At 45.0% G+C, this 16,920-nt stretch carries 19 protein-coding genes; 10 read left to right on the top strand and 9 right to left on the bottom strand.

All coding sequences use genetic code 11. The features are described from left to right. Positions 1 to 30: 30 nt before the first annotated feature. Both gpmM and OH456_RS22600 read left to right on the top strand, forming a co-directional pair. A complete protein-coding gene (gene gpmM / locus OH456_RS22605; protein WP_006075491.1) occupies positions 31 to 1,563 on the top strand; it encodes a 2,3-bisphosphoglycerate-independent phosphoglycerate mutase in 1,533 nt (510 codons plus the stop codon). A 156-nt stretch (positions 1,564 to 1,719) separates the two neighbouring features. Then, positions 1,720 to 2,850 (top strand): murein hydrolase activator EnvC family protein, encoded by a 1,131-nt coding sequence (locus tag OH456_RS22600; protein WP_038223809.1) that lies wholly within the window; start codon positions 1,720 to 1,722, stop codon positions 2,848 to 2,850. Positions 2,851 to 2,871: 21 nt separating this feature from the next. Here the strand turns inward: OH456_RS22600 and OH456_RS22595 are convergent, their stop codons facing one another. The 3 genes from OH456_RS22595 to zapB form a co-directional block, all read right to left on the bottom strand. Next, complete coding sequence (locus OH456_RS22595) at positions 2,872 to 3,867, bottom strand: hypothetical protein (protein ID WP_031493041.1); 996 nt, start codon at positions 3,865 to 3,867, stop codon at positions 2,872 to 2,874. 97 nt (positions 3,868 to 3,964) lie between these two features. Further along, on the bottom strand, positions 3,965 to 4,618 hold the full coding sequence (locus OH456_RS22590) for a TetR/AcrR family transcriptional regulator (protein WP_006075488.1): 654 nt from the start codon (positions 4,616 to 4,618) through the stop codon (positions 3,965 to 3,967). A gap of 146 nt (positions 4,619 to 4,764) precedes the next feature. Beyond that, complete coding sequence (gene zapB, locus OH456_RS22585; RefSeq protein ID WP_006075487.1) at positions 4,765 to 5,007, bottom strand: cell division protein ZapB; 243 nt, start codon at positions 5,005 to 5,007, stop codon at positions 4,765 to 4,767. Between the two features lie 341 nt (positions 5,008 to 5,348). On the opposite strand from zapB, the gene glpX reads away from it, so the two are divergent. The 3 genes from glpX to OH456_RS22570 all read left to right on the top strand — a co-directional run bounded on the left by glpX (position 5,349) and on the right by OH456_RS22570 (position 7,588). Continuing rightward, complete coding sequence (gene glpX, locus OH456_RS22580; RefSeq protein WP_006075486.1) at positions 5,349 to 6,356, top strand: class II fructose-bisphosphatase; 1,008 nt, start codon at positions 5,349 to 5,351, stop codon at positions 6,354 to 6,356. Positions 6,357 to 6,505: 149 nt separating this feature from the next. Continuing rightward, positions 6,506 to 7,126 carry a helix-turn-helix transcriptional regulator gene (locus tag OH456_RS22575; RefSeq protein ID WP_006075485.1) on the top strand — a complete coding sequence of 207 codons (621 nt, stop codon included), beginning with the start codon at positions 6,506 to 6,508 and terminating at the stop codon, positions 7,124 to 7,126. Between the two features lie 132 nt (positions 7,127 to 7,258). Beyond that, positions 7,259 to 7,588: a DUF3135 domain-containing protein gene (locus tag OH456_RS22570; protein ID WP_038223815.1), complete on the top strand. Its 330-nt coding sequence runs from the start codon at positions 7,259 to 7,261 to the stop codon at positions 7,586 to 7,588. A 49-nt stretch (positions 7,589 to 7,637) separates the two neighbouring features. On the opposite strand, the gene OH456_RS22565 is transcribed toward OH456_RS22570, so the two are convergent. Then, complete coding sequence (locus tag OH456_RS22565; protein WP_062461756.1) at positions 7,638 to 8,063, bottom strand: DUF805 domain-containing protein; 426 nt, start codon at positions 8,061 to 8,063, stop codon at positions 7,638 to 7,640. Between the two features lie 13 nt (positions 8,064 to 8,076). After that, a complete protein-coding gene (locus OH456_RS22560; protein ID WP_038223817.1) occupies positions 8,077 to 8,424 on the bottom strand; it encodes a 5-carboxymethyl-2-hydroxymuconate Delta-isomerase in 348 nt (115 codons plus the stop codon). A gap of 253 nt (positions 8,425 to 8,677) precedes the next feature. On the opposite strand from OH456_RS22560, the gene tpiA reads away from it, so the two are divergent. Next, the gene (gene tpiA / locus OH456_RS22555) at positions 8,678 to 9,451 is read left to right on the top strand and encodes a triose-phosphate isomerase (RefSeq protein ID WP_270034297.1); all 774 of its coding nucleotides are present in this window, start codon (positions 8,678 to 8,680) and stop codon (positions 9,449 to 9,451) included. A 121-nt stretch (positions 9,452 to 9,572) separates the two neighbouring features. Here the strand turns inward: tpiA and pfkA are convergent, their stop codons facing one another. The 3 genes from pfkA to OH456_RS22540 form a co-directional block, all read right to left on the bottom strand. Next, complete coding sequence (gene pfkA / locus OH456_RS22550; RefSeq protein ID WP_062461752.1) at positions 9,573 to 10,535, bottom strand: 6-phosphofructokinase; 963 nt, start codon at positions 10,533 to 10,535, stop codon at positions 9,573 to 9,575. Positions 10,536 to 10,810: 275 nt separating this feature from the next. Further along, positions 10,811 to 11,722 carry a CDF family cation-efflux transporter FieF gene (gene fieF / locus OH456_RS22545; RefSeq protein ID WP_124940533.1) on the bottom strand — a complete coding sequence of 304 codons (912 nt, stop codon included), beginning with the start codon at positions 11,720 to 11,722 and terminating at the stop codon, positions 10,811 to 10,813. Between the two features lie 218 nt (positions 11,723 to 11,940). Then, positions 11,941 to 12,462, bottom strand: a complete 522-nt coding sequence (locus OH456_RS22540) for a CpxP family protein (RefSeq protein WP_107307343.1) — start codon at positions 12,460 to 12,462, stop codon at positions 11,941 to 11,943. A gap of 171 nt (positions 12,463 to 12,633) precedes the next feature. On the opposite strand from OH456_RS22540, the gene OH456_RS22535 reads away from it, so the two are divergent. The 4 genes from OH456_RS22535 (at position 12,634) to trmL (ending at position 16,646) form a co-directional block, all read left to right on the top strand. Continuing rightward, positions 12,634 to 13,317, top strand: a complete 684-nt coding sequence (locus OH456_RS22535) for a response regulator (protein WP_124940532.1) — start codon at positions 12,634 to 12,636, stop codon at positions 13,315 to 13,317. 2 nt (positions 13,318 to 13,319) lie between these two features. After that, the gene (gene cpxA / locus OH456_RS22530; RefSeq protein WP_124941211.1) at positions 13,320 to 14,705 is read left to right on the top strand and encodes an envelope stress sensor histidine kinase CpxA; all 1,386 of its coding nucleotides are present in this window, start codon (positions 13,320 to 13,322) and stop codon (positions 14,703 to 14,705) included. Positions 14,706 to 14,803: 98 nt separating this feature from the next. Further along, positions 14,804 to 15,928: a M14 family metallopeptidase gene (locus OH456_RS22525; protein WP_198557247.1), complete on the top strand. Its 1,125-nt coding sequence runs from the start codon at positions 14,804 to 14,806 to the stop codon at positions 15,926 to 15,928. A gap of 241 nt (positions 15,929 to 16,169) precedes the next feature. Continuing rightward, entirely contained in the window at positions 16,170 to 16,646 is a 477-nt protein-coding gene (gene trmL / locus OH456_RS22520; RefSeq protein ID WP_006075767.1) for a tRNA (uridine(34)/cytosine(34)/5-carboxymethylaminomethyluridine(34)-2'-O)-methyltransferase TrmL, read from the top strand. Between the two features lie 100 nt (positions 16,647 to 16,746). Here the strand turns inward: trmL and rpmG are convergent, their stop codons facing one another. After that, the gene (gene rpmG / locus OH456_RS22515) at positions 16,747 to 16,914 is read right to left on the bottom strand and encodes a 50S ribosomal protein L33 (RefSeq protein ID WP_002535344.1); all 168 of its coding nucleotides are present in this window, start codon (positions 16,912 to 16,914) and stop codon (positions 16,747 to 16,749) included. Positions 16,915 to 16,920: the final 6 nt, after the last annotated feature.

The following is a 16,920-nucleotide window of genomic DNA, read 5'->3' as shown; positions in this document are numbered from 1 at the left end:
AGTTACTATCGATTTGACGAGGTTATAACTATGTCAGCTAAGAAGCCAATGGCTCTAGTGATTCTTGACGGTTGGGGTTACCGTGAAGACAACGCAAGCAACGCAATCAACAACGCAAAAACTCCAGTTATGGACGGCTTGTGGGCAAACAATCCACGTACACTAATTTCGGCTTCTGGCATGGACGTAGGTCTACCGGATGGTCAAATGGGTAACTCAGAAGTGGGTCACACCAATATTGGTGCTGGTCGCGTGGTATACCAAGACCTTACTCGCATCACAAAATCTATTACTGACGGTGAATTCGGTCAAAACGAAATCCTTGTTGCGGCAATGGATAAAGCTATCGCAGCAGGTAAAGCGGTTCACCTAATGGGTCTTATGTCTCCAGGTGGCGTTCACTCTCACGAAGATCACATCTACGCTGCAGTGAAAATGGCAGCAGAGCGTGGCGCAGAGAAAATCTACCTACACTGCTTCCTAGACGGTCGTGACACACCACCACGTAGCGCGGAAGGTTCACTGCAACGTTTTGACGCTCTATTTGCAGAGCTAGGCAAAGGCCGTGTAGCGTCTCTTGTTGGTCGTTACTATGCAATGGATCGTGATAACAACTGGGATCGCGTAGAAAAAGCGTACGACCTACTGACTCAAGCAGAAGGTGCCTTCACATTTGATTCTGCAGTTGCAGGTCTAGAAGCGGCTTACTCTCGTGATGAAAACGATGAATTCGTTGCACCAACAGAAATTCGTGCAGAAGGCCAAGAGTCAGCTGCTATCGTTGATGGCGATGCCGTTATCTTCATGAACTACCGTGCTGACCGTGCTCGTGAAATTACTCGTGCATTCGTACCTGCATTTGATGGTTTCGAGCGTAAAGTCTTCCCAGCGGTTGACTTCGTTATGCTGACTCAATACGCAGCTGATATCCCACTTGCGTGTGCATTCCCACCAGCCTCTCTTGAAAACACTTACGGTGAGTGGCTATCTAAAGCAGGCAAGACTCAGCTACGTATTTCTGAGACAGAAAAGTACGCACACGTCACTTTCTTCTTCAACGGTGGTGTTGAAACTGAATTTAACGGTGAAGAGCGTCAACTTGTTGCTTCTCCAAAAGTAGCTACATACGACCTACAACCAGAAATGAGCTCTGAAGAGCTGACTGAAAAAATGGTTGCGGCTATCAAGTCAGGTAAATACGACACTATTATCTGTAACTATCCAAACGCAGATATGGTTGGCCATACAGGCGTATACGAAGCCGCTGAGCAAGCGATTGAAGCTCTAGACGCAAGTGTAGGTAAAGTGGTTGAAGCGATTAAAGAAGTTGGCGGTCAAATGCTAATCACTGCTGACCACGGTAACGCTGAAATGATGGTGGACCCTGAGACAGGTGGTACTCACACTGCTCACACTAACCTACCAGTACCGCTGATCTACGTTGGTGATAAAGCGGTTGAGTTCAAAGAAGGTGGTAAGCTGTCTGATCTAGCTCCAACTATGCTTTCTATGACTGGCATGGAAATTCCAGCAGAAATGTCTGGCGACGTACTGGTTAAGTAATCAGCTTCGCAAAGTAATGACATAAGCTTGATAAAACGCCGGTGCATACGCATCGGCGTTTTTGTATGCTTGCACCTCTGGCCCTAAGTGTGGATATAATGGTGGTTGCGCATCTGGGCACGAACAGACTTGGTCGGTATTTTTAACGGAAGTAGAATGAAACCCAATAATAAAACGCCTTTCATCCCCTCTATATCGGCATGGATTCTTAGCATCGGGCTTGTTACGTACCCGACTCTCACTTTAGCCAATCAAAATGAACTGACTGGCGTAAAGAGCGAAATTACACGCCAACAGAAAGAACTGTCTGCGCAGCAAAAAGAGCTCGATAAATTACAAAAGTCTTTGCGTCAACAAGAAGTCGGCATTTCTAACATTGAGAAAGAGATAAAATCGACCACCGCTCAACTTGCTCAAGCTAATCGCAACCTCGATAGTTTTCATCAACAAGTCGAAGAGCTCACCGAGCAGAAAAAACAACAGCAAAAGATCCTCGCCGAGTTGGTGCAAACCTATTACGTGACCAAGCAGAACAACTCAGCCTCGAGTGTGTTTAGTACTAATCCAGATGAAGACCGTATTAGCCAGTACTACCAATATCTTGCCAAAGCACGTGCTGAGACTTTGGAGAAATTAGCACAAACTGAACTGGAGCTGGCAGAAAGTGAACGTGCCCTTGAGCTTGAACGTAATCAAATTGCACAATTACTCGAGCAACAAAAAGACAAGCGAAACTCTCTTGCGAAAAACCAAGCCAGTCGCAAAAGTACGGTATCTAAAATCAGAAAGAGCATCTCAAGCGATAAGACCTACCTAGCTGAACTGCAGCGTAATGAAACACGCTTGAAGGCGGAAATTGCTAAAGCCGCTAAGCGCAATCAAGTACCTATGGATGGTCTGGCTCGACAGAAAGGTAAGCTGCCTTGGCCGGTGAAAGGGAAAGTTCTACATAGCTTTGGGACCAAGCAAACTGGACAAGTGAACTGGAAAGGCATGGTTATTCAAGCTAATTACGGAGAATCTATAAAGTCTGTGTATTCTGGTACTGTCGTCTTCGCCGACTACCTACGCGGCTATGGACTGGTAGTACTATTGGACCATGGTAAAGGTGACATGACGCTTTATGGTTATAACCAGACATTGCTGAAAAAAGAAGGGGATAAAGTCTCCGCAGGAGAGACCATCGCACTTGCTGGTGACACGGGCGGTCAATCAAGCTCATCGCTGTATTTCGAAATCCGCCGCAACAGTAAAGTACAAAACCCAAAAAGCTGGCTAAAACGATAACGTAAAGCCAAGTGTGGGTACTTAGCGATAACACTCTTGAGCGACTTGAATCAGTCGCTCTACCTCATGCTCTGGCAACTCATTGATGCCCCCTGCCGCCTCTCGCCCACCACCTGTGGCAAACTGACTACAAATCTCAGCAGCGCCTTGCTTATTGTTCAGCGGAGCCCTAACTGAAACGGTATAACTAGCGCTTTTGCTCGAGCCGCTTCTCGGCACTAACGAAATATGAGCTTGGTCAGGCGCTTCATTCGCCAAGCGATTTATCCAAGTCCCCGACATTCTCCTCGCCGCTGGCGTTGCTGGCAGCTTTACCACTTTCAAGATGTCCGACTCAAAGACAGTTTCCGTTCCCTCTAACGCTATTTCATCACTCTCAAACGCCGATTTAAGAGTGTAATACGGAGAAGAGGCGTCTTTCTGGCAATCAAACGGGTCAGGGTACGCCAATAACGCCTGATAAAGGATGACTGGGTCAAAATGCAGATCAGCTAAGCTCTCTCCATAACCGTTGTAATTCACCAAGGTTCCTAATTGCTTGAGAAAGTGTCGTTGCTCGTGCGTGAGTTTAAGCTCATTCGCTAAATGCTCAGCACTACTCAACATATTATCTCCATAGGCCGCAGCAATCGCCCAAGTTCGATACTGACCTTGTAATAGCTTATCTACAATCAGTGCGGTGCACGTATTGGCATCAAGGTCGATATGTGCATCCAAAATGTCGCTGTGGGGAATAGTTGATGCTTTGTGGTGATCGATATAAGTAATAGGCACATTATGATCCAAAAGCTCATCTAAGGCGTTTTGGTTTTTATCCATGGAGATGTCGAGCACTGTAACAGAGCCTGCTTCTGCGACGGGGACTCGTTGTAACAGCGCAATATCACGCTTAATCCCTGAGATCAGCTGTGTTTCTTTCGGCTGAGCTAATCGCAATTGCAGCAATGACAAAATACCATCGGCATCACCATTGAATACATCATAGTGTGCTTTTGCTTTCATTTCGTTATCAGCCATCCCGTCGTCACTCTCCAATTAATCTGGTGTCTAAAACAACAAACCCTACTAAGATAGCAGGGTTTGTAACAAGATGAATTGGCTATATATCATGCCGTTAGAGCGAGCGACTGTCTGTCGACCCCATCATTTTCACACCATCTTCTAGTAGAGACAGCTGTTCACGACCTTTTGCCGTTGATAGTGGCTTCACGACATTAATCATGTGTAACATACCCTGCTGAATTACCTCTTCAGTAATTTGAGTCTTCGGTGACATCGCCGATTGGTAGCTCAACCAACCAACCGCCATCATATGCAGAGTGGTCACCAATGACTTAAGTTCTTTCTCGTTAATCGTCAATAAATCGAGTTCAACAAAGGCTCTTAGGATATTAACTAAGTTACCCTGCAATCGCTCCTGAACCTCAATATACTCTTCGTGCAGCTTAGGATCACGTTGCAGAATCTCTGGCAGGTTGGCGTAGAAGAAACGATATTTCCACATTAGATTAAAGATAGAATCAAGATAGTGCTTGAGGAGCGCCAAACTTTCTTGCTGACCTTGGATAGGAGTAAAACGTTCAATGAGCTCTTGCGAATATAGCGCAAAGATCTCTCTCACTATCTCTTGTTTATTGCGAAAGTGGTAATAGAGGTTACCTGGGCTAATCTCGATATGAGCAGCAATATGGTTGGTCGTCACGTTGCGCTCGCCATCTAAATTAAATAAGTCGAGGGCGGCATACACTATTTTGTCACGTGTTTTCATTCTAACTTTTCCTTTCCCTAGTTGGGGTTAGTATACGTGCTCAAGTTGTGTACGAAAAGTCATGAGACGATGAGTCGCACTGGTTAGACCAAATGATATAAAAAAAGCACTCAAATGAGTGCTTTCGAATACGTTTGACGAATGAATTACTCTACTTCGTCCATTTTACCAAGCAGGTTACGAATACGCTCTTGCCATTGGCCGTGCTCACGTTGCATTTGCTCAGTCTTTTGAACCAATTCTTCACGGCTATTACGTAGCTCTTCCGCTTGATTTGCTAGTTGCACTTTTTCTTCTTTCAGTTCTTCAACTTCCATTTGAAGAAGCGCGATTGTGTCAACTGCAGTTTGAATTTTTGCTTCTAGTTGTTCCAGTACTTCAAAAGACATCTCGGCCTACCCTTAATTTAATTCTGTGACATGAAAAGACTTCATACTCTATATTGTCCCATTCTACTCAGCATAGAGAAGATAGACACGCCCTATATTGCAGATTTTTCACCATTCGGTCAAAAAAGCATCGCAAAATGACATAAGCTTTACCTAAAACTTGTCAAACCTTCCCTGCTATCACTTTACTCTGACCTTTCTCCCTGCACTTTCTCAATGAGTAATCATAACTTAGCGACAAGATAGCGACCAAAACCACAAAAAAGCAAACGTTTCCTTTTGGATATGCTAGAATTCGCGCCATAAATCCTTTTGTCATTTTTCATTTAATTGGAGTCAGTATGAAGCGCGATTTAGCAATGGCTTTTTCACGAGTTACCGAAGGTGCCGCCCTAGCAGGTTATAAATGGCTTGGACGTGGCGACAAGAATGCTGCGGATGGTGCCGCAGTAGAAGTCATGCGCAGCCTACTGAACAAAACCGATATCGAAGGTGAAATCGTTATTGGTGAAGGTGAGATTGATGATGCACCTATGCTGTATATCGGTGAGCAAGTTGGTATTGGTGGTGACGCTGTTGATATCGCGGTTGACCCTATTGAAGGTACTCGCATGACAGCAATGGGCCAGTCGAATGCACTTGCTGTTCTAGCCGCTGGTGAAAAAGGCAGCTTCTTGAAAGCACCTGATATGTACATGGAAAAGTTGGTAGTAGGCCCGGGCGCTAAAGGGGTTATCGACCTAGAAAAACCACTTTCTGAAAACTTAACCAACATTGCAGCGGCCTTAGGCAAATCTCTTGATACGCTTGTGGTTACGACACTGGCAAAGCCACGTCATGATGACGTTATCGCTGAAATGCAAGCCATGGGCGTACGTGTTTTTGCTGTGCCAGATGGTGATGTAGCCGCGTCTATTCTGACTTGTATGCCGGATAGTGAAGTAGATGTTATGTATTGCATTGGTGGCGCACCAGAAGGCGTAGTGTCTGCCGCTGTTATTCGTGCTCTAGATGGTGACATGCATGGTCGCTTACTTCCACGTCATGAAGTGAAAGGCGATAACGAAGAAAATCGTAAAGCGGGTGAACTTGAACTTGAGCGCTGCGCACAAATGGGTGTCAAAGCCAACATTGTGCTTCGCATGGAAGACATGGCACGTAGTGACAATGTGGTGTTCTCGGCAACAGGCATTACTAAAGGTGACCTGCTTGAAGGCATCACACGTCAGGGCAATATCGCGACCAGTGAAACACTGCTTATTCGTGGCCGCTGCCGTACTATTCGCCGTATTAAATCAACGCACTATTTAGAGCGTAAAGACCCAGAGATTCGCGATATCATCTTATAATCGCCATTATTGAGATAAAGCGCTGGCTGTAGCCAGCGTTTTTTTCATCTATTATGAAGATAGTAAATAATTTGCTTTATTAACCTTATTCGCCATAATACCCCAACTATCGTTATCCATAGGCTGATTTAAGAGAAACGGACGCACTAATGAAAGCCACTGACCAAATTATTGACATCATAAAACGAGAAGGCGCAGTCACCGCTAAACAGATTGCTTCACGTTTAAACATCACCACGATGGGCGCTAGGCAACATTTGCAGGGCCTAGAAGAGGAAGGATTTCTACGTTTTGAAGATGTTAAAGTTAAAGTAGGTCGACCGAATCGACATTGGTCACTCACTGCCAAAGGGCATGCCCAGTTTTCCGATCGCCACAGTGATTTAACGGTTCAGTTTATTGATGCAATTGAACAAGTGTTTGGTACTGAAGGACTCAATAAAGTATCCAAAGAGCGCGAAACAAACACCCTCGCGACTTATCGTCCTCATTTTGACAGCCTTCCCGACCTACAAAGTAAAGTAGAGAAACTCACTGAACTGCGCGATAAGGATGGGTACATGGCTGAATTTCAACAGGTTGAAGATGGTTTTGTCTTAATTGAAAATCACTGCCCAATCTGTAAAGCCGCACAACGCTGTGAAACTCTGTGTCAGTCTGAGCTGAATGTCTTTCAAGCCCTCGTTGGTAACGATATTTCGGTTCAACGAGACGAACATATTGTTCAAGGTGCTCGTCGCTGCGTATATATCTTTAGCAACAGAAGCTAACTTCAATAAACAGCTCATAGCAACGCTGCTGGCTCGTCTCACTCCTGAGACTATTTACAGTTTTATTTTGTCTTTTCTCATTAACTCCTACGCTGATTATATGCATGGAGATTCTTTTGGTGAGGAACGTACATGGTAACGCCTATTACTCTACCGTCATTCGATGAACTAGCCGCAATGGCCAAGGACAACCCCGAGAAGTTGAGTCGACTGCGTCACGACTTGTCCCAGCAGTTTATCGCTACCTGTTCTGATGAGATGCAGCCTCGACTGCACGCTCAACAATCTCACATTGAACGGGTTTTACAGCGCGCCAAAAACCCCATTCACGCCAATGTGTTATTACGTCAAGAATTGCATCGTCAAATCGTTAAATTCTCGCAAGCCTTAAATGGAGAAGCGTCAGAGAGCAACAAAAGCGCCGATATTTTGCCTTTCTCTAAACCTGAAGAATGGCGCTAAACCAACAAAAAAGGGAAGCCATGCTTCCCTTTTTGATTGTTCGTCAATTTTATTGAGGCTCACGTCCATACTGGTTTTCGCCTTCTGTGCCTTTCATAAAGCCACATTCAACTAATATCCACAAACCACAAGCCAGCGCAGCAAAGGAGATAACACTTTGTACCATGGACGGCTGAGCTGCGGTTGCTGGATCCAATGTCGGCAGGCTCATTCGACCAAAGACCAATGGGATATTCAACAATAGCCACCAACTCGATTTATTACGATCATGCCAACGCTTTGCCGTAATCGCCAAATCTGGAATCAAGATAATGAGCAAGAAGATTGGCAACAAAATATGTACCAATGCAGGGAAGAGCACGTTCATACCTTGAGCAAAAATCATAATGGCAAGGTAATAACAGACATTCCACATCCAGAATGTTTTGCGTCCCACACGACCTTGAAACGAAAACAGTAACGATTTAAACGACATCACATAATCTCTTTTAATTGGTAATTTTTTGAAAACAGCTTTTATCCATATCACGAACATTGACCGTCAAGCTCTTGATATGTCCCGCCTGCTCTCGAAGTACTTCCATTAACTTTCTCGAAAGCTCTCTTTTCTGTTCCTCAGTGCGACCTGACAAAAGTTCAAAGCTAATATGAACAAAATCTTCACTGTCTCCATACTCACCAATCAACCAATTGTGGCTACGTAAAGAGCGTGATTTCACAGAATCTTTCTCGAATAATCCACAGTTTAGCGTGACTCTGTGTAAGTCTTCCAGCAACCCCTGAACATTCAGTCTTTCGTCCGCTGTATTTGAGTACTCTAGTACAAGGTTTGGCATGGTACATCCCTATTTTTAACCATCAAGCGACAAGGTATAACAAGCTATAAGGAAAATTCCGAGAAGTATTCTATTATTCTGTTTACTGGATCACTGAGGTGAGCTTCTGGGCTTGTTTACTAGGATAAAACGTCAAAGCGATAAAGAAATGACCCCAATCATGATCTACATGAATTAATCTGTTATATTCTTTCGTAATCACGTTTATTTTTTACATTCGTTTTTTACAAACACTGATTTTGGAGAAAATCTCATGCGTCAACCTGTAGTTATGGGTAACTGGAAACTCAACGGCAGCAAAGCAATGGTAACTGAGCTGCTAACTGGCCTAAACGCTGAACTTGAAGGCGTAACTGGTGTAGACGTGGCGGTAGCTCCACCTGCACTATACATCGACCTAGCAGAGCGCGTAATCGCTGAAGGCGGCAACAAGATCATTCTTGGTGCACAAAACACAGACCTAAACAACAGCGGTGCATTCACTGGCGACATGTCTCCAAAAATGCTTAAAGACTTTGGTGCTTCTCACATCATCATTGGTCACTCAGAGCGTCGTGAATACCACAACGAATCTGACGAGTTCATCGCTAAGAAATTTGCTTTCCTAAAAGAAAATGGCCTGAAGCCAGTTTTCTGTATCGGTGAATCTGAAGCTCAAAACGAAGCGGGCGAAACTGAAGCAGTTTGTGCACGTCAAATCAACGCAGTAATCGACGCATACGGTGTTGAAGCGCTAAACGACGCTATCATCGCATACGAGCCAATCTGGGCTATCGGTACTGGTAAAGCAGCAACAGCTGAAGATGCGCAACGCATCCACGCTTCTATCCGCGCTCTAATCGCAGAAAAAGACGCTGCAGTTGCTGAGCAAGTAATCATTCAATACGGTGGTTCTGTTAAGCCAGAGAACGCTGAAGCATACTTCTCACAACCAGACATCGACGGTGCTCTAGTTGGTGGGGCATCTCTAGATGCTAAGAGCTTCGCAGCAATCGCTAAAGCAGCGGCAGCAGCAAAAGCTAAGTAATCGCTTATCGCATTACTGAAAAACAGGCTCATTCGAGCCTGTTTTTTTATGCCTTCATTTTATTGAGGCAAATAAAAACCGCGACTTAAGCCGCGGTTTTTATCTTTAGAATCGCTGTCAGTTAGAACAACTCTTCTGCAACCTTGAATAGGTCATCGCGAACTGGACGCTTCATGTTCTCGATCGCATCAATGATGTCATGGTGTACCAATTGCTCTTTCTGGATACCCACACAACGACCACCATGACCTTCCATTAGAAGGTGTACTGCATAGTTACCCATGCGAGACGCTAGTACGCGGTCAAACGCAGTTGGACGACCACCACGTTGGATGTGACCTAGAACCGTTGCACGAGTTTCACGACCAGTTGCAGTCTCAATTTCTTTAGCCAGCTCGTTAGCATCCATCATAAGCTCAGTCAACGCGATAATAGCGTGCTTCTTACCTTTCGCAATACCGTCTTGGATATTGTTGATAAGCTGATCTTTGTTCAAGCCAGTTTCTGGTGTGATGATGTACTCACAACCACCAGCAATCGCAGACATAAGCGTTAAGTCACCGCAATGGCGACCCATGATTTCAACGATTGAGATGCGTTGGTGAGATGAAGACGTATCACGTAGACGGTCAATCGCATCAATAACAGTGTTAAGCGCAGTCAGATAACCAATGGTGTAGTCAGTACCTGCGATATCGTTATCGATAGTGCCTGGTAGACCAATACATGGGTAACCCATTTCAGTCAGCTTCTTCGCACCCATGTACGAACCGTCACCACCGATAACTACTAGAGCATCGATACCGTGTTTCTTAAGGTTTTCAATCGCTTTTTCGCGGACTTCCACTTCTTTAAACTCTGGGAAGCGTGCAGAACCTAAGAAAGTGCCACCACGGTTAATAACGTCAGAAACGCTTGAACGATCCAGCTTTTGGATGCGGTCTTCGTACAGACCTAGGTAACCGTCGTATACGCCGTATACTTCTAAATCCGCTGACAAAGCCGTACGAACTACGCCACGTACCGCAGCATTCATACCTGGTGCATCACCACCACTTGTCAAAACACCGATTTTCTTAATCATGCTCACCCTCGATTTGGCAATCTAATTTCAATTTTGAGTGCACCGCCTGGTAGCGATACACGGAATTTGTTGTTATTGCTACGATTTTTCGATGTGTTCCCCAAAACATCACCGACGTAACTTTATTACTTATGTAAGAGTATTACAGTTTATAAGAACTATTGTGTTGATTCACATCAGAATCGCACTTTTTTATCATGAGCCTTGATAATAGACAATCGATTTTGAAGTTGCCATTCTCAATGCTTTCACAGTCACTTTTGTTTACGTATTGGTTACCAGCCCTGCTCTTTTTGCTGTTTTTCTTCCGACAGTACAACAGAGTATGGATCTTGATGGATAATGACATCCGCTTCAGGAAACTCCAGCATTAATCGCTCTTCTGCACAATCGGCAATTTTATGAGCATCAATCAGGCGCAAGTTATCATCTAACTCTAAATGCAGTTGAATAAAACGCACTGGTCCAGACATTCGTGTTCGTAGTTGGTGGACGCCGATGACACCTTCAACCTCGTTACACACTTCTCGAATTCTGACGAGTTCCTCTTCGGGAAGCTGCCTATCAAGCAATGACTGTATTGCTTCATAAGCCATCTTAACGGCGCTTACCAGTATGAAGATACCAATGCCGATGGCAAATACTGAGTCTGCTTGACCTATGCCATACCAACTCAAGGCGAGCGCGATCATAATAGCGGCGTTCATATACAAGTCAGTTTGATAGTGTAACGAGTCCGCCGCTATCGCCTGACTGCCTGTTTCGCGCACCACGTATTTCTGAAATGCAACTAGACCAGAGGTGACCACTAGCGCAAAAAAGCTGACATAGATGCCAAGCTCAGGCGAATTCAATTCATGAGGTCTAAAGAATCGTTCAACACCGTTTAAGATAAGAAAGCAAGCGGAGCCAGAAATGAACATAGCTTGTGCTAGAGCAGCTAACGACTCCGCCTTACCATGCCCAAAAGTATGTTCTTTGTCAGCAGGTTGCAGTGAGTAACGCACCACCAGCAAGTTAACCACTGATGCTGCAATATCTAGCAGTGAGTCGATCACTGACGCTAGCAGACTAACAGAACCTGTTATCCACCATGTAACCACTTTGGTAATAAGAAGGATAGTCGCGATCGTGGTAGCAGCCCATGCTGCGGTAGTCACCAACTTAGCGTAGTTGCCCTTTGTCATGCTTGCACTCGTTCCCTGTCTTGTTGCTAACGCGGTATAAGTATACTGATAAATGATGACAAAAATAGAAAAAGCGTGCTGGATGTCACACCAAATGGTGACAAATATTCGGACAAGGCTCTGAAGACAGAATTCTTTAGTGCATCGTATAAACAAAAGCCCCTCTGACTAGGAAGCTCAGAGGGGCTATATATTATCGAGCCAAGATTTCGTTATAATTACTGAGCAGCACGCTTCTCCGCACGAGACTCCATTTTAGAGAAACACTTTTCCATTCGCTCTTGCTGAAGCTCTTTGAACTTCACTTTTTGCTCTGGCGTTAGAATATTAAGCATTTCATGTTGCTTCTCAAGCATTTGAACACGACGCTCTGTTTGTTGCTGTACCATTTCTGAAGCCAGAGCGTTCGCTGCATCCGCATCAAAGTTGTCAGCAAGTACTAGATCTTGCATCTTTTGTTGGCGAGCTTGCATTTCTGCTTTCTTAGCAGCAAAGTCACCCGAGAATTTCGCTTTCATGGCTTCTTTGTTTGCCTGACGAAGTTCTTTCATTTGCTCTTTCTGAGCATCCGTCAAGTCAAGTTCACGGAACATACGCTTACCATCGAAGCCACCGCACATCCCTTCGCCGCCTTTACCATGATGACCACCTTTGCCACCACCGTATGCCAATGCGCTTGCTGAACCTAATGCTAGTGGAAGAACCGTTGCAGCGATAACCAGTTTTTTTGAAAATTTCATAATCTTTACCCTTATGTGATTCATACCATGGCTGCCTCTGCAGCGCTTGAGTATAGAATAGGGTCTGGTGAGTAAAGTAACGTACAGTGAGCGTAAAGAATCGTAAAGATCGCTTTTTCTGATATTTAACGCTTTATTATTACAAGGCACAGGACAAGATAGAGGTAGTTTATGGCACACATACTTATCATTGATGACGATACCGAGCTAACCAGCTTACTTAAAGACATCTTGAGCTTTGAAGGATTTGAGATCTCTGAGGCTAATGACGGAATCGCCGGATTAGAAGCAATGCATCAGGATATCGATCTGGTATTGATGGATGTCATGATGCCACGGCTCAATGGTATGGATACCCTAAAGAAACTACGCGAAAAGTGGGAAACCCCTGTTTTGATGCTGACGGCTAAAGGTGAGGAAATAGATCGTGTTATCGGTCTAGAGCTTGGCGCCGATGACTACTTACCGAAACCGTTTAGTGATCGAGAACTGCTCGCTCGCATTAAAGCGATTCTTCGCCGCACTCAATCTAAGCCAGAATCAGCCACTGCTGATTGCCTTTCGTTCGACGACATTCAAGTTTTCCCAGGCAAACAAGAAGCTCACTGCCAAGGGCAGTTACTGGACTTAACTACTACAGAGTTTGCACTGTTACACTATTTCGTACAAAAACCAGGGGAGACCTTAACCAAAGAGTCTCTCAGTCTTGATGTGCTAGGGAAAAGGTTGTCTGCTTTCGATCGCGCCGTCGATATGCATGTCTCGAATTTACGTAAAAAACTCCCAGAAAAAGCCGATGGCAAACCACGTATCAAGACACTACGTGGACGCGGATATTTGTTGGTTAAGGAGTAATGATGAAACTGCCCAAGATAACCAGCCTTTATGGCCGTATCTTTGCCATATTCTGGTTTACCATGTTGTTGGTCCTCATTGCGGTACTTGCTTTGCCGCACCTTGATCCGCGCGTCACTAAAGAGATCTCCGGAGAGCCACTACAACAGTTATTGTCCTTAAGAGATAAAGTAGAGAAACGTTTTGAAGGACAAACCAACCTTGGGCGCATTATCTATCAGCTTGATAAACCTGAACCTAAACATATGGGTAACCGTAAGCCACGTAGCCCAAGTATGTTTATCGTCGATCAAGAAGGTAATATTCTCAGTACGCAAAAACACCCAGATTTTAAGACCAAAATCCTCAAGAATTTTATCACCTCTGTCGACTCATTCGATACACCGATGCAGAAATTGTATGGCCGCTACATGCTCGCAGGTCCCGTTCCAATTAAGTTAGCCAACCAAGATTTTTATCTTTATATAGGCTTACGTTGGACTGAGCCGCCACCGTTCTTACTGCGAATGTTTGATAAGCCATTCCAACTGCTATTTGCCGTGATGGCGGTCAGTACCCCACTACTCTTGTGGCTCGCATGGGCACTAAGCCAACCCGCAAGAAGATTGGAGCGTGCAGCGAAGCGAGTGGCAAACGGTGAGTTCAAACAGGATCCTGAGTTGGAAAAAGGCACATCCGAGTTCAAGCAAGCAGGCAGCAGCTTTAACCAAATGGTAATGGCCGTAAATCAAATGATCTCTGGACAGCAGCGTTTATTGTCCGATATTTCTCATGAACTACGCTCGCCACTCACTCGCTTGAGAATGGCAACGGCACTCGCAACTCGTAAGCAAGGTGAAAGCCAAGAACTGTTGCGTATTGATACTGAAGCACAACGGTTAGAACAGATGATTGGCGAGCTTTTAGAGCTGTCACGCATGAACACTGACAGCCATGTAACACGCGAATCACAACCAGCTAGCAGCTTATGGGAAGAGATCTTCAGCGATGCGGAGTTTGAAGCAGAGCAAGTAGGCAAGACCTTACGCTTTACCACTATCCCAGACGTCACAGTCACTGGTAACCCAAAACTGCTCATGAGTGCTATTGAGAACATCGTAAGAAATGCCATTCGCTACGGCACAACCACTATTGATATTACCCTGTCTACTCATAAAGAGACATTGCTGATTACTGTGGAGGATGACGGTCCAGGCGTACCAGATGACGAGCTACAAGATATTTTCCGTCCTTTCTACCGCGTATCAACAGCTCGCGATAGAGATTCCGGAGGCACGGGTTTGGGACTTGCTATAACACAGAGCGCAATCTTGCAGCATAGTGGTCAGATAACAGCATCGCGAAGCCATTTAGGAGGTTTAAAGATGCATGTTGAGCTCCCGCTATAAAGTCGGCACGAAACTGACATTGTATTTATACTCAAATAGGCGCGGTATGTGGTAGCCTCGACGTCTTGCTCAAACACAGAATAAAGAGAACTCAGCCGATGAAAATCTTCAGCAACTTTGAAAGTGGCAATATCCAAGTCGTCAAAGCCGATGACAAAGATGATATCCAAGTTAAAATCGTCAACGACAATCAGTCAGAATTTTATCAGTGGTTTCACTTTCGCTTGGAGTCAACACCTGAGCTAGCACACACTATTAAGATCATAGACTTAGCTAATTCAGCCTATCCAGAGGGCTGGAAGGGATACGATATTGTCGCGTCCTACGATCGTGAGGAGTGGTTCCGTATTCCTTGTGACTTTGACGGTGACACCTTGAGCTGTAGCTTCCTTCCAGAGAGAAGCTCAATGTACTTCGCTTACTTTGCTCCCTACAGCTACGATCGTCATCTCGACTTATTGCACATGGCTCAAAACGAGCACCACTGCACCCTTGAAACTCTAGGCCATACTCTTGATGGTAACGATATGTCGTTGCTAACGTTTGGTGAGCCAGAAGAAGGTAAGAAGAACATTTGGATCATTGCACGCCAGCATCCAGGTGAGTCTATGGCGGAATGGTTTATTGAAGGCCTAATTCAGCGTCTTGTTGATGACAGCGACACCGCCGCTCAAGCCTTACTTGAGCAAGCCGTTGTGTATGTGGTACCAAATATGAACCCTGATGGCAGCATTCGCGGCCACCTTAGAACCAATGCAGTGGGCGTGAACCTTAACCGTGAATGGCAAACGCCTTCTATGGAACAGAGCCCTGAAGTCTATCTAGTACGTGAACGTATGCGGCAAACCGGTGTGGATATGTTCCTTGATATTCACGGTGACGAAGCAATTCCATACAACTTTGCTGCTGGCTCTGAAGGGATCCCATCTTATGATGAGCGCTTAGCATCACTGGAATCAGCGTTCAAACAGGCACTACTGACTATCACACCTGAGTTCCAAGACGACTACGGCTATGATAAGGATGAACCGGGTAAGGCTAACCTAACGGTTGGCTCTAATTGGGTTGCAGAGCAATTTAAGTGCTTGTCTTACACCATTGAAATGCCATTTAAGGATAACAACAACTATCCAGATCCTTTCTACGGTTGGTCACCAGAACGAAGTATTATGTTTGGTCGTGATATGTTGGCAGCGACATTAGCGGTCACTGATAAGCTGTAATCTGGGAACGAACATCGTTTTTTTGTTCTCTCGTCATTACCTATTTACATATGCATGTGCAAGCAGGAATTTTCTTAAGGTCGAGTGATCGCTTTAGGTAGATCCCTGCCTGCGCAGGGATGACGCGATTATCAAGGTGACGTTATGCTTCGGGATGACGTCATTATTGTAATTAGTCGCCTCACGTTCTCATCACTTCGGGTATACTCATCTCATTATTTTATTTGAGTCGACACCCTATATGTTTGATATTGCCCTTTACGAGCCTGAAATTGCTCCAAACACCGGAAATATTATCCGACTTTGTGCCAACTGTGGCGCGAACCTACACCTAATCGAGCCGCTTGGTTTTGATTTAGAAGAGAAGAAAGTGCGTCGCGCCGGTCTCGACTATCATGATCTAGCTCGCGTCAAACGTCATAAAGACTACGCCGCCTTTATCGCTTACCTTGAAGAGAACAATCCGAACTACCGCTTGTTTGCTTGCACCACAAAAACCACCGGCCATCACACGGATGCGAAGTACCAGCAAGGTGATGTATTGCTATTTGGACCAGAGACTCGCGGCCTGCCCGCAGAAGTGATTGAAAGTCTACCAATGGAGCAACGCATTCGCATTCCGATGATGCCAGATGCGCGCAGTTTAAACCTATCCAATGCGGTGGCGATTATTGCCTATGAAGCGTGGCGACAGTTTGGTTTTGAAGGGGCGGTTTAAGCCCTTTTTAGCGAGAGCGTTAACCGAGCCTGAAATTCAGGCAATAAAAAACCCAGCACTAGGCTGGGTTTTCAATACATAACAAGAAGAAACCTATCAATTACTTGATTTTAGCTTCTTTGTACATAACGTGTTGGCGAACAACTGGATCAAACTTTTTGATCTCAAATTTGCCTGGCATGTTACGCTTGTTCTTGTCAGTTGTGTAGAAGTGACCAGTACCAGCAGATGATACTAGACGAATTTTCTCACGAATGCCTTTAGCCATTGCTTA

Origin of the sequence: Vibrio sp. La 4.2.2, from assembly GCF_027586995.1 — a bacterium.
In the GTDB taxonomy this organism is placed as follows: domain Bacteria; phylum Pseudomonadota; class Gammaproteobacteria; order Enterobacterales; family Vibrionaceae; genus Vibrio; species Vibrio mediterranei.
Note: the sequence above shows the minus strand (reverse complement) of the source record. Positions and strands in the feature narration are given on the sequence as shown.

Coding starts and splice junctions, on each gene's coding strand:
- rpmG (WP_002535344.1), bottom strand. CDS start 16,914: ATGGCTAAAGGCATTCGTGAGAAAATTCGTCTAGTATCATCTGCTGGT.
- cpxA (WP_124941211.1), top strand. CDS start 13,320: ATGAAACTGCCCAAGATAACCAGCCTTTATGGCCGTATCTTTGCCATA.
- zapB (WP_006075487.1), bottom strand. CDS start 5,007: ATGTCTTTTGAAGTACTGGAACAACTAGAAGCAAAAATTCAAACTGCA.
- fieF (WP_124940533.1), bottom strand. CDS start 11,722: ATGACAAAGGGCAACTACGCTAAGTTGGTGACTACCGCAGCATGGGCT.
- OH456_RS22575 (WP_006075485.1), top strand. CDS start 6,506: ATGAAAGCCACTGACCAAATTATTGACATCATAAAACGAGAAGGCGCA.
- tpiA (WP_270034297.1), top strand. CDS start 8,678: ATGCGTCAACCTGTAGTTATGGGTAACTGGAAACTCAACGGCAGCAAA.
- pfkA (WP_062461752.1), bottom strand. CDS start 10,535: ATGATTAAGAAAATCGGTGTTTTGACAAGTGGTGGTGATGCACCAGGT.
- glpX (WP_006075486.1), top strand. CDS start 5,349: ATGAAGCGCGATTTAGCAATGGCTTTTTCACGAGTTACCGAAGGTGCC.
- OH456_RS22570 (WP_038223815.1), top strand. CDS start 7,259: ATGGTAACGCCTATTACTCTACCGTCATTCGATGAACTAGCCGCAATG.
- OH456_RS22525 (WP_198557247.1), top strand. CDS start 14,804: ATGAAAATCTTCAGCAACTTTGAAAGTGGCAATATCCAAGTCGTCAAA.
- gpmM (WP_006075491.1), top strand. CDS start 31: ATGTCAGCTAAGAAGCCAATGGCTCTAGTGATTCTTGACGGTTGGGGT.
- OH456_RS22590 (WP_006075488.1), bottom strand. CDS start 4,618: ATGAAAACACGTGACAAAATAGTGTATGCCGCCCTCGACTTATTTAAT.
- OH456_RS22565 (WP_062461756.1), bottom strand. CDS start 8,063: ATGTCGTTTAAATCGTTACTGTTTTCGTTTCAAGGTCGTGTGGGACGC.
- OH456_RS22560 (WP_038223817.1), bottom strand. CDS start 8,424: ATGCCAAACCTTGTACTAGAGTACTCAAATACAGCGGACGAAAGACTG.
- OH456_RS22600 (WP_038223809.1), top strand. CDS start 1,720: ATGAAACCCAATAATAAAACGCCTTTCATCCCCTCTATATCGGCATGG.
- OH456_RS22535 (WP_124940532.1), top strand. CDS start 12,634: ATGGCACACATACTTATCATTGATGACGATACCGAGCTAACCAGCTTA.
- OH456_RS22595 (WP_031493041.1), bottom strand. CDS start 3,867: ATGGCTGATAACGAAATGAAAGCAAAAGCACACTATGATGTATTCAAT.
- OH456_RS22540 (WP_107307343.1), bottom strand. CDS start 12,462: ATGAAATTTTCAAAAAAACTGGTTATCGCTGCAACGGTTCTTCCACTA.
- trmL (WP_006075767.1), top strand. CDS start 16,170: ATGTTTGATATTGCCCTTTACGAGCCTGAAATTGCTCCAAACACCGGA.